The organism is Catellatospora sp. NPDC049609 (genome assembly GCF_040675365.1).
Lineage (GTDB): Bacteria > Actinomycetota > Actinomycetes > Mycobacteriales > Micromonosporaceae > Catellatospora.
On sequence record NZ_JBFAOU010000001.1, the window covers coordinates 37,211 to 55,215 of the forward strand.

The following is an 18,005-nucleotide window of genomic DNA, read 5'->3' on the forward strand; positions in this document are numbered from 1 at the left end:
CCGGGCGGGGACCACGTCGTCCCGCGGAAGCACGTGGGCACCGCGACCTGCGCCGCATGGGCCGAGGCCCGCACGGCGCAGGTCGCGGTGCCGCGTTCGGCGGGCGGGCTCAGCCGACGGCGGCGGTGACCATGCCGACGGTGTCCAGGGGCACCCGAGCCACGATCCGCGCGTCGGGGGCGATCACGCTGGTCGGCCCCCAGCCGATCCGTGACTCGTCCCGCGCGCCCGTGACATCGGCCGACACCAGCCACATCCGCGTCTCGCGTACCCGTTGCGCCCGCACCCCGTCGTGGCGGTCCCGCCACCGCACGGCGTTCTCCCGCCGCATCATGTTCTGCGCCGGTACGAGCAGCAGCCGCGCACCCTGCCCGGCCACCGCCGCCGCGGCCTCGGCGAAGCGGGTGTCGTAGCAGATGTTGATCCCGAACCGCACCCCGTTGCACACGAACGTCGGGTACTCCTCGCCCGCGGAGAACCAGCGCTCGCCCGCGGTCAGATGCGTCTTGCGGTACACGCCGACCAGCTCGCCGCCCGCGACGACCGCCGCGGAGTTGTACAGCTCGTCCCCGTCGGCCTCGACGAACCCGAACACCAGCATGGGCCGGAGGGGGCGCACCCGCCGCAGCACGGCGGCGAACCCGGCCGAGTCCACGTCCATCGCGCCGCTGTGGAGATGGCCCGGCTCGACCAGGTATCCCTGCAGGAAGCCCTCGGGGAACAGCAGCAGGTCCAGCTCCTGCGCCTCGGCCCGCTCGGCGAACCCCGCCAGGCAGGTCAGCGCCGCGTCCACGTCGCCGATGATCTCCGGGGTCTGGCAGGCCCCGACCCGCAGCACGGCACGCACCGGCAGATCCTAGCCGCGCAGGCACCGGCCGTGCGGCTCCGTCCCGCGGGCGGCCCGCCTTCACCAGACGATCACGACACCATCACCATCTCCCGCCCCCGACCATGATCTGCTCCACGGGTGACCGCCTCGAATACCCTCGACCAGATCGCCTACCTCGACCGGGCCGCCGGTAGCGACGCCGGCCGAAGCTACAAACGGGAGCTGCTTGCCGCGCTGGACCTGCGCCCCGGCCACACCGTCGTCGATGTCGGCTGCGGGCCCGGCACCGACCTGCCCGCGCTCGCCGCCGCGGTGGGCGCGGGCGGCTCGGTCGTCGGCGTCGACCACGACCCCGGGATGGTCGAGCAGGCTCGCACGCGGACCGCCGCACACCCGTGCGTGACGATCCGGGTCGGTGACGCCCACGCGCTGCCGCTCGACGATGCCGTCGCGGACCGGGCGCGCAGTGACCGGGTGCTGCAACACCTGGCCGACCCCGCCGCCGCCGTGCGGGAGCTGCGGCGCGTGCTCCGGCCGGGCGGCCTGGTCACGCTGGCCGAGCCGGACTGGGACACCCTCGCCATCGACGCCGCCGACCTCGCGACCAGCCGCGCGTACACGCGTTTCATCGTCTCGGAGGTCGTCCGCAACGCCTGCGTCGGTCGCGGGCTGGCCCGGCTGCTGCACGAGGCCGGGTTCGTGGTCGAGTCGGTCGCCGCGCGGGCCGTCCTGTTCCGCGACCATGACTCGGCGGAGGCGATCCTGCGGATGCCCGCCGTCGCGCGACGTGCCTGGCAGGCCGGAGCGCTTGACGAACCCGCCGCGCGGGCCTGGCTGGCGGGCCTGGAGCAGGGCCCCTTCCTGGCCGCGGTCACCTTCTTCACCGTGGTGGGCAGGGTCCCCGAGCACTGAGGGCCGCCCGCCCGCCACATCCTCCCGGGCTGTCGAAGCCGGTGGCGGGTACGCGGGCGGCTGGCTACGGTGGCGGGAGGGAGGATGACCTTGACGGACGGCACGCCGCGGCGGATACAGCGGGAGCGGAAGAAGGGCTGGCAGCTCCCGGAGGGCGCGGTCATCGTGACCAGGCCGACGCGCTGGGGCAACCCGTTCGCGGTCGGGGACATGGTGCAGCAGTTCCCGGGCGGGTACGCCAAGCACTACGCGGGCAACCAGCCGCCCGGGGTGTACCTCGGCGAGGACGCCGCCGGTCCGGACACGTACGAGATCCGTCCGGTCACCGACCGGGCCGACGCGGTCGAGCTGTTCCGGGCACACCTGCTGCGCTACCCCGCACTGCTGATCCCGCCGATCCGGCAGCACCTGCCCGGCAAGGACCTGGCCTGCTGGTGCCCGCTGATCGACGCCTACGGCAACCCGGTGCCCTGCCACGCCGACGTGCTGCTGCGCGTCGCCGCCGGTGAGGAGCCGTAGCCCGGCGGTGTCGGGCTCCGGCGGTAGGTTCCGACCGTGACCGACCTCGATGCCGGACGGTTCGCGGGCCTGCTGCACGCCTACGGCCGCGCCGACGACACCCCGCGGCACCTGGCCGCGCCCGCCGGCGGCGATCAGATGCCGCCATCGTGCAGGATGATCTCGGCGCCGGCCAGCACGCGCCCGTTGACCTGGATGTCGATGCGATGTGGTCCGGGGTGCAGGCGTCGCACGCTGACGTGCTGGAACGTGTGGCGGCGGGTCACCTGACGGGGGACCCCGGCCGCCAGCGTCGCCGTGGTCAGCTTGAACACCTTCGGCGCACGCGGGCCGCGCGCTCCGGCGTGATGGACCACGTAGTCGACGACCGCCCGGACGCCAGTGCCGGCGGTCAGCGTGAACGCGATCGTGACCTGCCCGCCGATGGCCAGCGTGCCCGGGGTGACGGTCAGGCCGGTGACGTCGACGTCCGCGGCATGGTCGAAGCCGAGCAGCTCCAGCGCCTCGGGCCGGCCCTGCTTGACCAGCGACCGCAGCGCATGGCGGATCACCCAGGCGGTGCCGTCGCCACCGGCGGCGGCCCAGCGCCGGGCCGTGCCGAGCGCGACGTCCGGATGGTCCTTGGTGATGTCGTTGAGGTGGTTGGCGACCGAGCGCCGCACGTACGGCTCGGGGTCGTCATGCAGCCGGTCCAGCAGCGGGATGGTGACCTGCGGGTCGGCCAGCAGGGGCACCCGGGTGGCCCACGGCAGCCGGGGCCGGGAGCCTTCCGAGGCGAGGCGGCGCAGGTGCTGGTCGGGATCGGCGGCCCACTCGTGCAGCCGGGCGAGGGTGCGGCCGGGGTGCGCGGCCAGGTACGGCCGGACGGCGAACTCGGCCGTGGCGTGCGGGGTCAGCGCCGCGAGGGTGGCCAGCGCGTCGTCGGGGTGGCCGAGCCCGTGTACGGCGACGTACTCGGTGGCCGGCCAGGCGCTCCACATGTCCAGCGGGGTCGCGGCGACGGTCTCGCGCAGGATCCGCGCGGCGTCCGGGAACTCCTGCGGCAGGAAGCGGCCGAGCTGGGCGGCGACCGCGGAGACGCGCTGCTTGAGCGCCAGCGGCGCCAGCCCGTGGCGCGCGGCCGCCCGGAACTCGTCACCGGGGAACGCCGGATGCACGCGCCTCACCGCCGCCGCCAGGCGCGTCAGGCTGGCGTCGTCGATGTGGTCCTTCAGCTCGGCCATCAAGGGACCGCCTTCCGTGGTGCGTGGCCGCCCGGCGGGTCGCGAGCCGGACGCCACCAGTAGACCTGGCACCTCTGACATGCGCGAAGACCCGGTATGCCGCGCCGGGCGGCCGGTCCGCGAACGGGTGCGGGACCAAAGACCCGGGCGCGCGGGTCCGGCGGCTCTGCCCGGTCTCCGTTCACGGCGACACAGTGTGGGTATGGCAGATGACGAGCCCGGGCCACCGGGCGGCGGGGCTCCGGCAGCGCCGCCCGCCGGGCCGTGTCCGTCCCCCTCCCGCCGAACAGGAGTGCCCATGACCAGCACCCGGCCCGTCGTCGTCGGCGTGGACGGCTCCCCGTCCAGCATCGCCGCCGCCTCGCACGCCGCGGCCGTCGCGGTCCGCCGCCAGGCCCCGCTGCACCTGCTGTACTGCCACGTCAACCCGGTGTGGGGCTACGGCACCATAGCGATGGCCGACGCGTACTTCGACGACACCGAGACCAGGGCCCAGATCGACCGGGACCTAGCCCAGGTGGTGGAGCAGATCCGCAAGGAGCAGCCGACCCTCGACGAGATCGACGCCCAGCAGGTCGCGCAGACCCCGGCCGCGGCCCTCATCGAGCGGTCGCGCACCGCAGCGGTGACGGTCGTCGGCAGCCGGGGCCGGGGCGGCTTCGCCGAACTGCTGCTCGGCTCGGTATCGGCCCAGGTCGCCGCCCACGCGCACGGCCCCGTCATCGTGGTACGCCCACCCGTGCCCGACTCGGCCGCCGAACCCGGCACGGCCGGGGACGTCGTGGCAGAGCCCGGCACGGCCGGGGACGTCGTGGCAGGGGAGCCCGGCGCGGCACCGGTAACCGAGGCCGCCGTGTCCGGACCGGTCGTCGTCGGCACCGACGGGTCGCCCGCCGCGCAGGCCGCGCTCGCCTTCGCCGCGCGGGAGGCCGCAGACCGCGAGGTGCCGCTGGTCATCGTGCACGTCTACTGGCCGGAGCCGTGGTTCGGCCGGGAGGGCGACGACGCCGAGCGGCAGGCCGAGGCCGAGCGCACGGCCGAGGACAAGGCGCAGCGGCTGCTGACCGACGCGACCCGGCTGCTGCTGGCAGACCACCCCGGCCTGGGCATCGAGACCCGTGCCGTACGCAGCCTGAACGCGGAGCACACCATGGTCGAGGCGTCCCGCGGCGCGTCGCTGACCGTAGCCGGCTCGCGCGGCCGCGGCGGCTTCGCCGGGCTGCTGCTCGGCTCGGTGAGCCTGACCCTGACCCATCACGCGCACAGCCCCGTCGGCGTCGTGCACGCCACCGACGACTGATCCCCGCCCGTCAGGCCGGCACCGGTGCATCCGGTGCCGGCCCGATCGTGTCCCGCCAGCCGTGAACCTCGCCCGCCTCCCGCCCGACTATGCATGGTGACGGGAGGGCGAGATGACCGATGAGCTGCTGGTCGTACGGGCCCAGCTGGGGGAGCGCGACGCGCTCGCCGAGCTGGTGGGCCGCTGGCGGCTGCCCGTGTGGACCTACGTGCGGCGCATGCTCGACGCCGAGCGTGCCGACGACGTCGCCCAGGAGGTCTGGCTGGCGGTCGTGCGCGGCCTGCCCCGGCTGCGCGAACCCGACCGGTTCACGCCCTGGCTGTTCACGATCGCCCGCCGCTCGGTCGCCGACCGGCTGCGCGGCGAGTACGCCGACCGGTCGGAGCAGCTCGTGTCGGACGGCACGACCGTCGCAGACCCGGTCGAGGCGATGGTGGACCGTGCCGTGCTGGTCGGCGCCCTGGCCGCGCTGCCGGTGCCGGAACGTGAGGTCCTCGTCCTGTTCCACCTGGAGGACCTGTCCCTGGCCGACTGCGCGCAGATCTGCGGCGTGCCCGTCGGCACCGTCAAGTCCCGGTTGAACCGGGCCCGCCGGATGTTGCGGGAGCACCTGGAGAGGGGTGTCGGAGATGAGTGAGCAGCCAGGCCGGACGGCGCAGGAGATCGTCGACCGGCTCGAGGCGTCGCTGTCGTTGCGGGCCCGCGTACGGGCGGTGACGGCGCTGCTGGCGGGCGGCCTCGGCGCGGCGTTCCTGTCCCTGCTGTGGCTGACCGAACCGGCGCCGCTGCCGGGCCGGACCCGGCTGGCGTTCGCGCTGTTCATCCTGATCTGCCTGGCCTGGGCCGGGTACGGCGCGCTGCTGCTCACCCGCAAGGTGGTGCTGTTCGCCACGGACCAGGTGGTGGCCGCCTGGATCGCGGTGGCCGCGTCGGCGACGACCACCGGCCTGCTGGCCGTGATCGCCGCGGAGCGCGGCACCGGGCTGTGGCCTGTGCTCGCGGTCGGCGGCGCGTTCGTCGCGGTGTCCGGCGCGCTGGCCGTGCGGGCGCACGCCCGCCGCGCGGGGCTGCTGCGCCGCCGACACGAGCTGACCCGCCGCGCGCGGGCATGACGCCCGAACGGCCGCGGGGGCGGTGACCGGCGCCCCACGGTGGCATCCGCCCCGGTTCTGCCGCGCGCCAGGTGGGCACGCGGCTTTCCCCCGAGAGGACAGACATGGTGCACAACGCGAAGTTCATCCGCCGCAGGTTCGGGACGGCGACCCTCGTCGCCGTCACGCTGGTCGTCGCGGGCCTGCTCGTAACCGGTGTGATCAAGCTGGTGACCTGACCGCCGCCCCGACGGATACGGTGCCCGGCGGGCGGGCAGCCCTTCGACGCGCCCGCCGGGTTCACCGAGGACAGCACCTGGGCCGTGGAACCGGGTGTGACCCGGCGTCCCACCCGACCCCGGGCTGCGCCACTCACCCCGGAACAGGACGGCCACATCATATGAACGTCAACCTATATGGTGATCAACACATGGTAGGGTTTGCGTGTGTCGGCAGCCACGGACGTCTCCGCGCAGACCGGTGACAAGCGGCGAGGTGTGAACTTCGGGTGGTCGCTCGCGATGGTGCTGCGCCGCTGGCAGGAGTCCGTCGAAGAGGCGCTCGAGGATCTGCCGCACGGCAGCCGCGGCTACCACATCCTGGCCGTCGTCGCGCACGAGGACGTGCCCACGCAGGGGGCGCTGGCCACCCGCCTGGTGATCGACCGCAGCGTCCTGACCTATGTGATCGACGACCTGGAGGCGGCCGGGCTGATCGCCCGGCAGCTCGACCCCCGTGACCGCCGGGCCCGCCGCATCGTGGCCACCGACCGCGGCCGCCAGGTGCTCGCCGCGGCGGAGGAGCGGGTCGCCCACGCCGAGGACCACGTGCTCGGCGGCCTGCCCCAGGAGCAGCGCGTCGCCTTCCGCGAGGCGGCCGAGCGCGCCGCCGAGGCCATCGTCGACGCCGCCCCGGGCACCGACCCCTGCCTCGCGGTGAGCAGCGTCCTCGACCAGCCGCCGTCACCGGCGCCCGCGGCCTGAGACGACGCGGTTCGGCACATCGAGTCCGCGTTCGCCGCGGCGAGCAACGGCGATGTCGTCAAGCCGGCGCTACGTGCGTCGGCACCCAGAACCGGAGACGGTCGCCGTCGGCCTGCCAGCGCAGCCCCCCGACCCGCTCGATGATCCGGCGGGAGGGCGTGTTCGCGGCGTCGACGGTGAGCAGGGCGCATTCGATGCCGAGTGCGGCCGCCGCACGCAGCGCGGCCGCCACCATCGGGGTGCCGTGCCCTCGGCCGCGCGCGGCGGGACGCAGGTCATAGCCGAGGTGGCCGCCCGACCGCCGCAGCTCGTCGGTGAGGCGGTGCCTGATGCGTACCGTGCCGAGGAACTCGGCGCCGTCGACCCACCACAGAGTGGTCTGCGGGACCTGCGTCTCGCGGCCCGGGCACTCGGTCGCGTCGCGCGCGAGATCCTCGAGATGCCGGTCGAACTCGCCGGCCAGCGCGGCGTCGTACCGCGGCTTCAGATACCGGCGCCTGCCTTCGGACCGGTACTCGGCGACGGCGCGCAGGTAGGAGTCGCGGACATGGTGGCTGGGCGGCACGAGGGCGGGCATCCGGCCATCAAAGCAGAGATCCACAGACGAAGAAGGCCCGTGCGGAAGGCGAACTCTCTCTTCGCTTTCCCTGGGCCCACTTTCATTGTATCGGTGGCGCAACCCGGATGGATCCGCCCGAATGACGATTTTCGGCTGCTGAACTGCGTTTAGCCTCGGCAGGCCACCCAAGCCCACGTTCCCGGGGAGCACTGTGCCTGACGCAAGGACATTGGAGATCGCCGACGAGCAGCGGATCGTCGATCAGGTCTACGAGCGGGTGGAGGTGATGCGGGCGCAGGCGCAGCAGCTCGAACGCGAAGGCCACCAGCGCGCCACCTCGGGTCTGACGACCGGGCTCGTCGAGCGCGACGCGATGGTGCTGCGGGCCGCCGAGCGGCTGCGCAGCCTGGATGCCGAGACCGAGGGCCTGGTCTTCGGGCGGCTCGACTTTGACGACGGTGAGGTGTACCGCATCGGCCGCCTCGGCCTGCGGGACGAGCACGCCGAGCCGCTGCTGGTGGACTGGCGCGCGCCCGCCGCGGCGGCGTTCTACCGGGCCACGTCGGGCGAGCCGCTCGGCGTGGTGCGCCGCCGCGTCATCATCTGCCGCGGCCCGCAGGTGGTCGACCTCGACGACGACCTGCTGGCGCCGGACGAGGCCGGCGACCTGCGGGTGCTCGGCGAGGGGGCGCTGCTGGCGGCGCTGCGGCGCTCGCGGGGCCCGCTCATGCGCGACATCGTGACGACGATCCAGCGCGAGCAGGACGAGGCGATCCGGGCGCCCGCCCGCGGCGTCACGCTCATCACCGGCGGGCCGGGCACGGGCAAGACGCAGGTCGCGCTGCACCGGGCCGCGTACCTGCTCTACACCGACCGGGGCCGGTTCGCCGACGGCCGGGTGCTGGTGGTCGGGCCGTCGACGGTGTTCACCAACTACATCAGCCGGGTGCTGCCCACCCTCGGCGAGGACAGCGTGCACCTGCGTGCCATCGGCGAGCTCGTCGACGGGGTGACCGCCGTCCGGCGCGACCCGGCGGTGGTCGCCGAGATCAAGGGCGCCGAACGGATGCTCGCCGTGCTGACCGAGCTGATGTGGCAGACCCCGCCGACCGCGCCCGACCGGCTGCGCCTGGTGTACGCGGGCCAGGTGCTCACCCTCGACGAGGCCGCCCTGACGACTGCCCGCGGCCGGGTGCGCGCCCGGGCGGACGAACTCGGCACGCCGCCCAACGGCGCCCGACGTCTCGCGGCGGCCGTCCTGCTGGACGCGCTGTGGGCCGAGGTCGACGGTGACCACCTGGACCGGGGGCTGTTCGCCGAGGACGTCGGCGACCGCGGCGAGTTCCTGCGCTTCCTGCACGCTTGGTGGCCGCCGCTGCACCCGCCGCAGGTGCTGGCCTGGCTCGGCGACGCCGACCGGTCCCGGCCCGTGCTGGACGCCGGGCAGGCCGACGTCCTCGCCGCGTCCTACCGCGACCGCGCGGACTGGTCCGTCGACGACGTGCCGCTGCTGGACGAGCTCGGCCAGCTGCTGGGGGAGCCGCCCGCCCCGGCGCGGCCGGCCGACACCGGCTGGCGGATCCGCGAGCTGACGACAGGTCATCAGACCGTCGAGACGTTCGCGCTCAGCTGCGGCCTGCACGACGGCTGGAGCCTGTACGCCCCCGGCCACCCGACCCCGATCGCGCTGGCCGGGCCGGGGATCGACAACGACGCGGTGCGCGCGGCGCAGCGCTGGGCCGAGGCGGTGGTCCTGCGCGAGGGGCACCGGGTCGTGGGCTGGACCGACGGGCAGGACCCGTACGGCGAGGACGCGTACGTGCCGCTGCTGGCCGAGCCGCTGCCGCCGCCCGAGCCGGTCGACGAGTCACCGGACGACATGGCCTACGCCCACGTGATCCTCGACGAGGCGCAGGACCTGTCGCCACTGGAGTCGCGGATGATCGCCCGCCGGGCCGCGTACGCGTCGATGACGATCGTGGGCGACCTGGGCCAGGCCACCCACCCGCTGGCCGCCGGGTCGTGGCCGGAGCTGCTGGCCCGCCTGGACCGGCGCGACAGCCGCACGCTCGAACTGCGCACCGGCTACCGCGTGCCGCAGGTCATCGCCGAGTACGCGGCCAGGCTCCTGCCGCCGGGCATCGCGCCCACCCACTCCTACCGGTCCGGCGGCGACCTGTCCGTGCGGCAGGTCGACGACCTGCCCGCGGCGGTCCACGACGCCGTACACGCGGCGCCGCGCGACGCGACGGTCGCCGTCATCGCGGCCGACCGGACGGCCGAGTCGCTGGCGCCGCCGGGCGACGGCGTGACCGTGGTGCCCGCGAGCATCGTCAAGGGCCTGGAGTACGACCACGTGATCGTGGTGGAGCCGGCCGAGATCCTGGCGGCCGAGCCCCGTGGCGCGAACCGGCTCTACGTCGTGCTCACCCGCGCCGTCGCGTCCCTGACGGTGCTGCACCGGGCACCCCTGCCCGCCGTCCTGCGCGACGCGGCCTGACCGACCCGGCGGTGGCACCGATTCCGAAAGTCGGCGTTCGCCTACAACCTTCGACCACATAGGACCCGTTACAGGGTATGCAGTCCGCGCACGACCTCCGTGCGCGGACTTCGTACGAATGGGGGTCCGATGTGAACGTACGACGATCTCGCAGTCTGGGCGTGCTGGCGGCCGTGGCGCTCACCGTCACGCTCGCCGGCGCCGGGCTGCGGCCGACGCCCGCCACGGCCGGTGAGGCAGGCCCGGCGGTGCTGCCGGCCGGGCGCACGTACACGGTCACGCTGCTCACCGGCGACGTGGTCACGGTGCACACCCGGGCCTCCGGCTGCCCCGTGGTCACGGTGCGGCCGGTGGACCCGAGCGGAGTGCTCGACCGCAGCTGCGGCCCCGACGGGCACGTGCGGGTCGTGCCCGGCCGGGTCGCCGCGCTGATCGGGACGGTCCTCGACGCGTCGCTGTTCGACGTCACCACGCTCATCCGCGAGGGCTACGACGACGCCTCCACCAAGGAGCTGCCGCTGATCGTGCGCCCGGCCGAGCAGTCGGCGCAGCGCAGGGCCGCACCGCCGCGCGGGCTGCACGTCTCCCGCTCGCTGCCCAGCATCGGCGCCGTGGCGGCCCGCCAGCCCAAGGCGAAGGGCCCGGACCTCATCCGCACCCTGTCCGCCGAGGCCGCCGCCGTCCCGGCCGCCGCCCGAGCGACCGCGGCGTCCGCGCGTACGCGGGTGTGGCTCGACCACCGGGTGCGCGCCACCGCGCAGACCGGCGGCGGCGCGGGGCTCGACGCGAACCTGAGCCAGATCCGCGCGCCGCAGGCCTGGGCCGCCGGATACACCGGCCAGGGCGTCACCGTGGCGGTGCTCGACACCGGCGCCGACTTCGGCCACCCCGACCTGCGGGGCCGGGTAGGGGACCGGGCCGACTTCACCGCCGAGGGCGGCGACGCCGTCGACCGGCACGGGCACGGCACCCACGTCGCGGCCACCATCGCCGGCAGCGGCGCGGCCTCCGCCGGGCAGCGCCGCGGGGTCGCTCCCGACGCGCGGCTCCTGGTCGGCAAGGTGCTCGACGACGGCGGCGAGGGCTCGGACTCCCAGGTCATCGCCGGTATGGAGTGGGCCGCGTCGCGCGCCGACGTGGTCAACATGAGCCTGGGCGGCTGGGAGCCCAGCGACGGCTCCGACCCGCTGTCGCTGGCCGTCGACGAGCTGACCGAGCGGCACGGCACCCTGTTCGTGGTGGCCGCCGGCAACGACGGGCCGTTCGACGGCAGCGTGTCGTCACCGGCCGCCGCCGCGTCCGCGCTGACGGTCGGCGCGGTCGACGGCGGTGACGTGCTCGCCGACTTCTCCGGCCGCGGCCCGCTGGTCAACACCCGCGCCGCCAAGCCCGAGCTGGTCGCGCCGGGCGTCGACATCGTCGCGGCCCGTGCCGCGGGCACCGGCCTGGGCGGGGTCGTCGACGCGCGCTACACCAGCCTCAGCGGCACGTCGATGGCCGCCCCGCACGCCGCCGGCGCGGCCGCGATCCTGGCCCAGCGCCACCCGGACTGGACGGCCGGCCGGTTGAAGGCCGCGCTGGTCGGCGCGGTCGAGCCGCTGGCGGGCGGCGACCCGTACGAGGTCGGCGCCGGCCGGCTCGACGCGGTGCGGGCACTGCACGGCGTGGTGAGCGAGCAGCCGGTCGTCAACCTCGGCATCTTCGCCCACCCGCAGACCGGCACCGCCGAGACGGCACTGTCCTGGACGAACACCTCGACCCTGCTGCCCCGGGCGCTGCGGTTCAGCGTCGCCGTCGCCGACCGGACCGGCGCCGCGGCCCCCGCGGGCACCGCGACCCTGTCCACGTCCGGAGCCGTCCTGCCGCCGGGCGGGAAGGCGTCGGCCGTGCTGCGCGTCGACCGGGCCCGGCTCGCGGCCCGGCCCGGCCTGTACACGGCCGTGGTCACCGCCCGCACCGCGGCCGGCGCGACGGTGTCGCGCACCCCGGTCACGTTCTACGTCGAGCCGCCCAGCTTCGACCTGACCCTGTCCGCGACCCCGCTGCCCGGCACGCAGCCGGGCACCGACAGCCTCATGCTCACCAGCATCGTGAACATCGACGATCCGAGCCTGTACTCCGACTACATCTCACCGTCGAGTGAGGAGACCGTCGTGCTGCGGTTGCCCGCCGGGCGCTACAGCATCGTGGGCTCGCTGTGGGACCTGACCATGACGGGCACCCGGATGGGCCTGGTCGGTGACCCCGACGTCGCCGTCACCGCCGACACCGCGCTGGTGCTCGACGGAGCCGCCGCCCGCCCGGTCACCGCCGCGGTGGACGGGGTCGACACCGTGCCCACCACGGTGGGCATCACCTACGAGCAGACGGGCAGGCGTGGCCCGGGCTGGTCGGACTTCGCGTTCGCCTGGGGCGAGGACGCCGCCAAGGGCAGCGTGTTCGCCGCGCCGATGACCGGGCCGGGGCTGGGCACGTTCAGCGTCCACGCCGCGTACGGGCTGGTCTCGGCGGACCAGGTGCCCAGCCCGTTCCTCTACGACCTGATCCGTCCGCTGGGCAGCGCGATCCCGCAGGATCCGCACTACCGGCTCGACGCCGCGGAGCAGGCCCGGCTGGCCCGCATCGACCAGCGGTTCCACCTGCTCGACGTGCCCGACACCCGGGTCGGGCACAAGCGCTACGGGTTCAGCCCCACCGGCGCGTACGTCGCCGAGACCTTCCTCGACAACGTGGCCACCGAGCGGGTGGACTACGTGACGCCGGGGTTCGCCTGGCTCGACGAGGCGTTCTACCCGGTGGGCGGCTGGTTCGACATGGTCACCCAGGAGGCGCAGCGCACCTACGCGCCGGGCAGCCGGCAGGAGCTGGTGTGGGTGCGCCAGCCGATGCGCACCGACTGGTACGACGATCCGGCGACCTCCTACAGCGGCTGCCGGCCGTCGTCGCCGTACCGCACGCGCGGCCTGCTGCACATCGAGCTGATCGACCTGACCGACCAGCACCAGCGCTTCGGGTGCTTCGGGTTCGGCGACGAGAACACCTCCTCGCTGAAGCTCTACCGTGACGGGTCGCTGGTCGGCGAGCGGCGCGCACCGTACGGCGACTTCGAGATCCCGCAGGCGGCCGGCCGCTACCGGCTCACCTACGACCTGGACGCGAGCGCGGTGTTCCCCGTCTCCACCCGGGTCTCCACGGCGTGGACCTTCCGCTCGGCGGGTCCGGCCGGCACGGGCCGGGTGCCGCTGGCGCTGCTGGCGGTGGACTACGCGCTGCCGCTGGACCGGGCAAACCACCCGACCGCGGGCACCGGCGTCTTCACGGTGCGGCAGGCACACGGTGTGGCACGGCAGGAGGTGACGTCGTTCCAGCTGTGGACCTCACTCGACGACGGCGCCACCTGGCAGTCCGTGGCGGTGGGCCGGGACGGTGCGGACGCGTTCACCGCGCGGCTGCCGATGCCTGCGGCGGGGCAGGCGGTGTCGCTGCGGGTGAAGGCCGACGGCTCCGCAGGCAGCGGCATCGACCAGACCATCATCCGCGCCTATCGCGCCGGCTGATCCGGCCGACGGCACAGGGAGGGCGGCGGCTCGACGATGCGGGCCGCCGCCCTCCGGCCGTCGTGCCGCGCGCAGTTTCGGGGAAAGTGCAGCAATCCGCAGCGGGATTCGTGCGGTTTCCCCGAATTCGCGACAGCCCGGCCGAGAGCGTTGGTGCCGTTCGTGTCCGCCAGGCGACACAACCGGGGCCGGGTGGCCCGGTAGATTCCGGACGTGAGGATTGTCGATGTGTTGATGTTCGGTGCAGCAGCTCACAGCCGCGCGGTTGATGTTGTGGGTATGCCGTAACGCGCTGCGACGCAGCGGTGTGACGGGCGTGTAACGGGCCGTCCCTACCGTCGGTGTGCGGCTCGGTCGCCGACCGTGGCACCGACCCTGCGCGAAGGGTGGTGCATCGCCAGTGCCCGAGGTGGACGGCGTCACGCAGGTCCGCACCGTGTGCTCGTACTGCGGCGTGGGTTGCGGCATGGTCCTCGACGTGGCCCGCGACGCCGACGGCCGCCGCCGGGTCCTGAAGCTGGCGGGCGACCGCGCGCACCCGGCCAACCGGGGCCGCCTGTGCACCAAGGGTGCGACCAGCGTCGACATGCTCGCCGCGCCCGGCCGGCTCGGCACCGCACGGCTGCGCCCCGAGCGCGGGGCGGCCGCCGTCGACGCCGAGCTGGACCACGCGATCAGCGAGACCGCCCGGCGGCTGCGCGCGATCGTCGACGAGCACGGCCCCGACGCGGTCGCGTTCTACGTCTCCGGGCAGCTGACGATGGAGGCGCAGTACCTGGCGAACAAGCTGGCCAAGGGGTTCATCGGGACCGGCCGCATCGAGTCGAACTCGCGGCTGTGCATGGCCAGCGCGGGTTCGGGCTACAAGCTGTCGCTCGGCGCGGACGGGCCGCCCGGCTCGTATGAGGACTTCGACCACGCCGACGTGTTCCTGGTGATCGGGTCCAACATGGCCGACTGCCACCCGATCCTGTTCCTGCGCATGATGGACCGGGTCAAGGCGGGCGCGAAGCTGATCGTGGTCGACCCCCGGCGCACCGCCACCGCGGACAAGGCCGACCTGTTCCTGCAGCTCCGACCGGGCACCGACCTGGCACTGCTCAACGGGCTGCTGCACCTGCTGGCCGCCGGCGGTGCCCTCGACGAGGCGTTCATCGCCGAGCACACCGAGGGCTGGGACAACATGCCGGGGTTCCTGGCCGACTACCCGCCGCAGCGGGTCGCCGAGATCACCGGCCTGGCCGAGGACGACCTGCGCCGCGCGGCGGGCTGGATCGGCGCCGCCGGGGCGTGGATGAGCTGCTGGACGATGGGCCTCAACCAGAGCACCCACGGCACCTGGAACACCAACGCCCTGGTCAACCTGCATCTGGCCACCGGGGCGATCTGCCGCCCCGGGGCCGGGCCGTTCTCGCTCACCGGGCAGCCGAACGCCATGGGCGGCCGGGAGATGGGATACATGGGTCCCGGCCTGCCCGGTCAGCGCTCGGCGCTGTCGGCGGCCGACCGCGCGTACGCCGAGCAGGTGTGGGGTCTGCCCGCCGGCACCGTGCGCGCCGAGGGCGGGCGGGGCACCGTCGACATGTTCGAGCGCATGGCCGCCGGTGAGATCAAGGCGTGCTGGATCATCTGCACCAACCCGGTCGCCTCCGTCGGCAACCGCCGCACCGTCATCGAGGGCCTCGAAGCCGCCGAGCTGGTGATCACCCAGGATGCCTACGCCGACACCGAGACCAACGCGTACGCCGACATCATGCTGCCCGCGGCGATGTGGGCCGAGACCGACGGCGTGATGGTCAACTCGGAGCGCGGCATGACCCTGACCCGCCAGGTGGTCGACCCGCCGGGCCAGGCGCTGCCGGACTGGCGGCTCATCGCCCGGGTCGCGGCCGAGATGGGCTACGCCGACGCGTTCACCTATCCCGACGCGGCCGCGGTCTTCGACGAGATCCGGCGGTTCGCCAACCCGGCGACCGGATACGACCTGCGCGGGGTGACCCACGAACGGCTCGCCGCAGGGCCGGTGCAGTGGCCCGCCGCCCCGGACGGCCCCGCGCGCAACCCGGTGCGCTACCGCAACGACGGGGTGAGCCAGGACGTACTGACCCGTGCCGACGGCACCCGGCCACGGCTGGCGTTCCCGACGGCCACCGGCCGGGCCGCGTTCCACCCGCGCCCGCACCTGCCGCCGGCCGAGCTGCCCGACGACGACTACCCGTTCCTGCTCAACACCGGCCGCGTCCAGCACCAGTGGCACACCCTCACCAAGACCGGCAAGGTCGCCAAGCTGAACCGGCTCAACCCCGGCCCGTTCGTCGAGATCCACCCGGCCGACGCCGCAGCCCTCGATCTGAGCGACGGCGACCTGGTCGAGGTCGCCTCCCGGCGCGGCCGCGCGGTCATCCCGGCGGCGGTCAGCGACCGGGTCATGCCCGGCGCCTGCTTCGCCCCGTTCCACTGGAACGACCTGTTCGGGGAGTACCTGAGCGTCAACGCGGTGACCAACGACGCCGTCGACCCGGTCTCGTTCCAGCCCGAGCTGAAGGCCTGCGCGGTCGCGCTGACGAAGGTCGCCGTCCAGCCGTCGCCGGCCGATGCCGCGGTCGCCGTCCCGGACGGGATCCTGCCCGCACCGCAGGCGGACCGGGCACCGGTCGGCGGCGTGGCCGGGTTGTGGACGCTGCTCGACCTGTCCGACGGCGACATCCCCGAGCTGGGTGCTGAGCAGCGCCGCTACCTGGCCGGGTTCCTCACCGGGCTGACCGCGTCGCCGCCCGCGCCCGGCCAGGTGCCGGTGCTGCCGCCGTCGGCGCCGTTCGCGCCCGCCGAGCGGGTGTGGCTCGACGGGCTGCTCGCCGGGGCGTACTCCCGCGAGCGCCGGCCCGAGCCGGGCGGGGCGGCGACCGCCCGCACCGTGCACATCCTGTGGGCGTCGCAGACCGGCAACGCCGAGGACTTCGCCACCACCGTCGGCCGCCGCCTGGCCGACTCGGGCTGGCGCCCGGCCGTGCATGACATGAGCTCCCCGCTGCGGCAGGTGCTCGCCGACGACGCCGACCTGCTCGTGGTCACCAGCACGTTCGGCGACGGCGACGCGCCCGACAACGGCACCGGCTTCTGGCAGGCGCTGCGCGGCGACGACGCGCCCCGCCTCGACGGGCGCCGGTACGCCGTGCTCGCCTTCGGCGACTCCAGCTACGCCGACTTCTGCGGGCACGGCCGCCGCCTCGACACCCGCCTGGCCGAGCTCGGCGCCACCCCGCTGCTGGCCCGGGTCGACTGCGAGCCCGACTACGACCACACCGCCCGCGGCTGGCTCGACCAGGTCCTCGCCGCGCTCGCCGGCCCGGTCGCGCTGCCCGCCGGCCCGGCCCGCACCGGCCGGGCCACCAAGGACGCGCCGCTGGCCGCCGCGCTGACCGGCAACCGGTTGCTCAGCCTGCCCGGCTCGGCCAAGGAGGTGCGCCAGTTCACCTTCGACACCGCCGGGCGGCTGCCGTACGAGACCGGCGACGCGCTCGGCGTATGGCCCGTGAACTGCCCCGACCTGGTCGCCGAGTGGCTCGCGGTGACCGGGCTGCGCGCCGACGAGACCGTCGAGGTCCCCGGCCACGGGCCGCTGCCGCTGGGCGAGGCGCTGCACCGCCGCCTGGAGCTCACGAAGGTGACGCCGGACCTGGTCCGGCTGGTCGCCGAGCGCGCACACGACCCGCGCCTGGCCGCCCTGCTGCGCGCCGAGAACACCGGCGAGCTGGCGAAGTGGACCTGGGGACGGCAGGCCGTCGACGTCGTCGCCGAGCGCCCGGTGCGCGCCACCGCGCAGGAGTGGGTCGACGTGCTGCGCCGCCTGCAGCCGAGGCTGTACTCCATCTCGTCGAGCCCGCTGGTCGACCCGGACCGGATCAGCCTCACCGTCTCCGTGGTCCGCTACGGCGGCCCCGCCGGGCAGGCCCGCAAGGGCGCCTGCTCCACCTACCTCGCCGACGCCGCGCCGGGCACCGAGGTGGACGTGTTCGTGCAGCGCTCGCCGCACTTCCGGCCGCCCGCCGACCCGGCCACGCCCATGATCATGGTCGGGCCGGGCACCGGGGTCGCGCCGTTCCTGGGCTTCCTGCACGAGCGCCAGGCCACCGGCGCGACCGGCGGCAACTGGCTGTTCTTCGGCGAGCAGCGCCGCGCGACCGACCACTACTACGCGGCGGAGCTGGCCGCGCTGCGCGCGCGGGGCACCCTCACCCGGCTGGACCTGGCGTTCTCCCGCGACCAGCGCAACAAGGTGTACGTGCAGGACCACATGCGCGAGCACGGGGCGCAGCTGTGGTCCTGGCTGGCCGACGGCGCGCACCTGTACGTGTGCGGCGACGCGAGCCGGATGGCCAAGGACGTGGACCGGGCGCTGCGCGAGATCGTCGCCGGGCACGGGCACCTGGCCCCCGACGGCGCGGCCGCGTACGTGGAGCAGCTGGTCGCGGACCGCCGCTACGTGCGGGACGTGTACTGACGGTCCCCGCCGGGCCGCGCCGTACTTCTCC

12 protein-coding genes are annotated in these 18,005 nt (G+C 74.6%); 9 read left to right on the top strand and 3 right to left on the bottom strand.

Annotated features, from left to right (window positions below; translation table 11 throughout):
- Positions 1-109: 109 nt before the first annotated feature.
- Positions 110-847, bottom strand: a complete 738-nt coding sequence (locus tag AB0J67_RS00165) for a carbon-nitrogen hydrolase family protein (RefSeq protein WP_363474554.1) — start codon at positions 845-847, stop codon at positions 110-112.
- Between the two features lie 120 nt (positions 848-967).
- Here AB0J67_RS00165 and AB0J67_RS00170 point away from each other — a divergent pair, with 120 nt between their 5' ends.
- Together AB0J67_RS00170 and AB0J67_RS00175 are read left to right on the top strand one after the other, a co-directional pair.
- Positions 968-1,741 (top strand): methyltransferase domain-containing protein, encoded by a 774-nt coding sequence (locus AB0J67_RS00170; RefSeq protein ID WP_363474556.1) that lies wholly within the window; start codon positions 968-970, stop codon positions 1,739-1,741.
- A gap of 84 nt (positions 1,742-1,825) precedes the next feature.
- Positions 1,826-2,260, top strand: coding sequence for a DUF4326 domain-containing protein (locus AB0J67_RS00175; RefSeq protein ID WP_363474558.1), 435 nt, complete (start codon positions 1,826-1,828; stop codon positions 2,258-2,260).
- A gap of 134 nt (positions 2,261-2,394) precedes the next feature.
- On the opposite strand, the gene AB0J67_RS00180 is transcribed toward AB0J67_RS00175, so the two are convergent.
- Positions 2,395-3,483 (bottom strand): DNA alkylation repair protein, encoded by a 1,089-nt coding sequence (locus tag AB0J67_RS00180; protein WP_363474560.1) that lies wholly within the window; start codon positions 3,481-3,483, stop codon positions 2,395-2,397.
- A 298-nt stretch (positions 3,484-3,781) separates the two neighbouring features.
- Here AB0J67_RS00180 and AB0J67_RS00185 point away from each other — a divergent pair, with 298 nt between their 5' ends.
- The 4 genes from AB0J67_RS00185 (at position 3,782) to AB0J67_RS00200 (ending at position 6,857) form a co-directional block, all read left to right on the top strand.
- Positions 3,782-4,783: a universal stress protein gene (locus tag AB0J67_RS00185; protein ID WP_363474562.1), complete on the top strand. Its 1,002-nt coding sequence runs from the start codon at positions 3,782-3,784 to the stop codon at positions 4,781-4,783.
- A gap of 112 nt (positions 4,784-4,895) precedes the next feature.
- Positions 4,896-5,420, top strand: coding sequence for a sigma-70 family RNA polymerase sigma factor (locus AB0J67_RS00190; RefSeq protein WP_363474564.1), 525 nt, complete (start codon positions 4,896-4,898; stop codon positions 5,418-5,420).
- Entirely contained in the window at positions 5,413-5,895 is a 483-nt protein-coding gene (locus AB0J67_RS00195; RefSeq protein ID WP_363474566.1) for a hypothetical protein, read from the top strand. The genes AB0J67_RS00190 and AB0J67_RS00195 overlap by 8 nt, the downstream gene beginning before the upstream one ends.
- 425 nt (positions 5,896-6,320) lie before the next feature.
- The gene (locus AB0J67_RS00200; RefSeq protein WP_363474568.1) at positions 6,321-6,857 is read left to right on the top strand and encodes a MarR family transcriptional regulator; all 537 of its coding nucleotides are present in this window, start codon (positions 6,321-6,323) and stop codon (positions 6,855-6,857) included.
- A gap of 58 nt (positions 6,858-6,915) precedes the next feature.
- Here the strand turns inward: AB0J67_RS00200 and AB0J67_RS00205 are convergent, their stop codons facing one another.
- Positions 6,916-7,434, bottom strand: a complete 519-nt coding sequence (locus AB0J67_RS00205; RefSeq protein WP_363474570.1) for a GNAT family N-acetyltransferase — start codon at positions 7,432-7,434, stop codon at positions 6,916-6,918.
- A 193-nt stretch (positions 7,435-7,627) separates the two neighbouring features.
- Here AB0J67_RS00205 and AB0J67_RS00210 point away from each other — a divergent pair, with 193 nt between their 5' ends.
- The 3 genes from AB0J67_RS00210 to AB0J67_RS00220 all read left to right on the top strand — a co-directional run bounded on the left by AB0J67_RS00210 (position 7,628) and on the right by AB0J67_RS00220 (position 17,974).
- On the top strand, positions 7,628-9,916 hold the full coding sequence (locus tag AB0J67_RS00210) for a UvrD-helicase domain-containing protein (protein ID WP_363474572.1): 2,289 nt from the start codon (positions 7,628-7,630) through the stop codon (positions 9,914-9,916).
- 161 nt (positions 9,917-10,077) lie between these two features.
- Entirely contained in the window at positions 10,078-13,473 is a 3,396-nt protein-coding gene (locus AB0J67_RS00215) for a S8 family serine peptidase (protein ID WP_363474574.1), read from the top strand.
- 400 nt (positions 13,474-13,873) lie between these two features.
- On the top strand, positions 13,874-17,974 hold the full coding sequence (locus tag AB0J67_RS00220) for a bifunctional nitrate reductase/sulfite reductase flavoprotein subunit alpha (protein ID WP_363474576.1): 4,101 nt from the start codon (positions 13,874-13,876) through the stop codon (positions 17,972-17,974).
- Positions 17,975-18,005 lie beyond the last annotated feature (31 nt).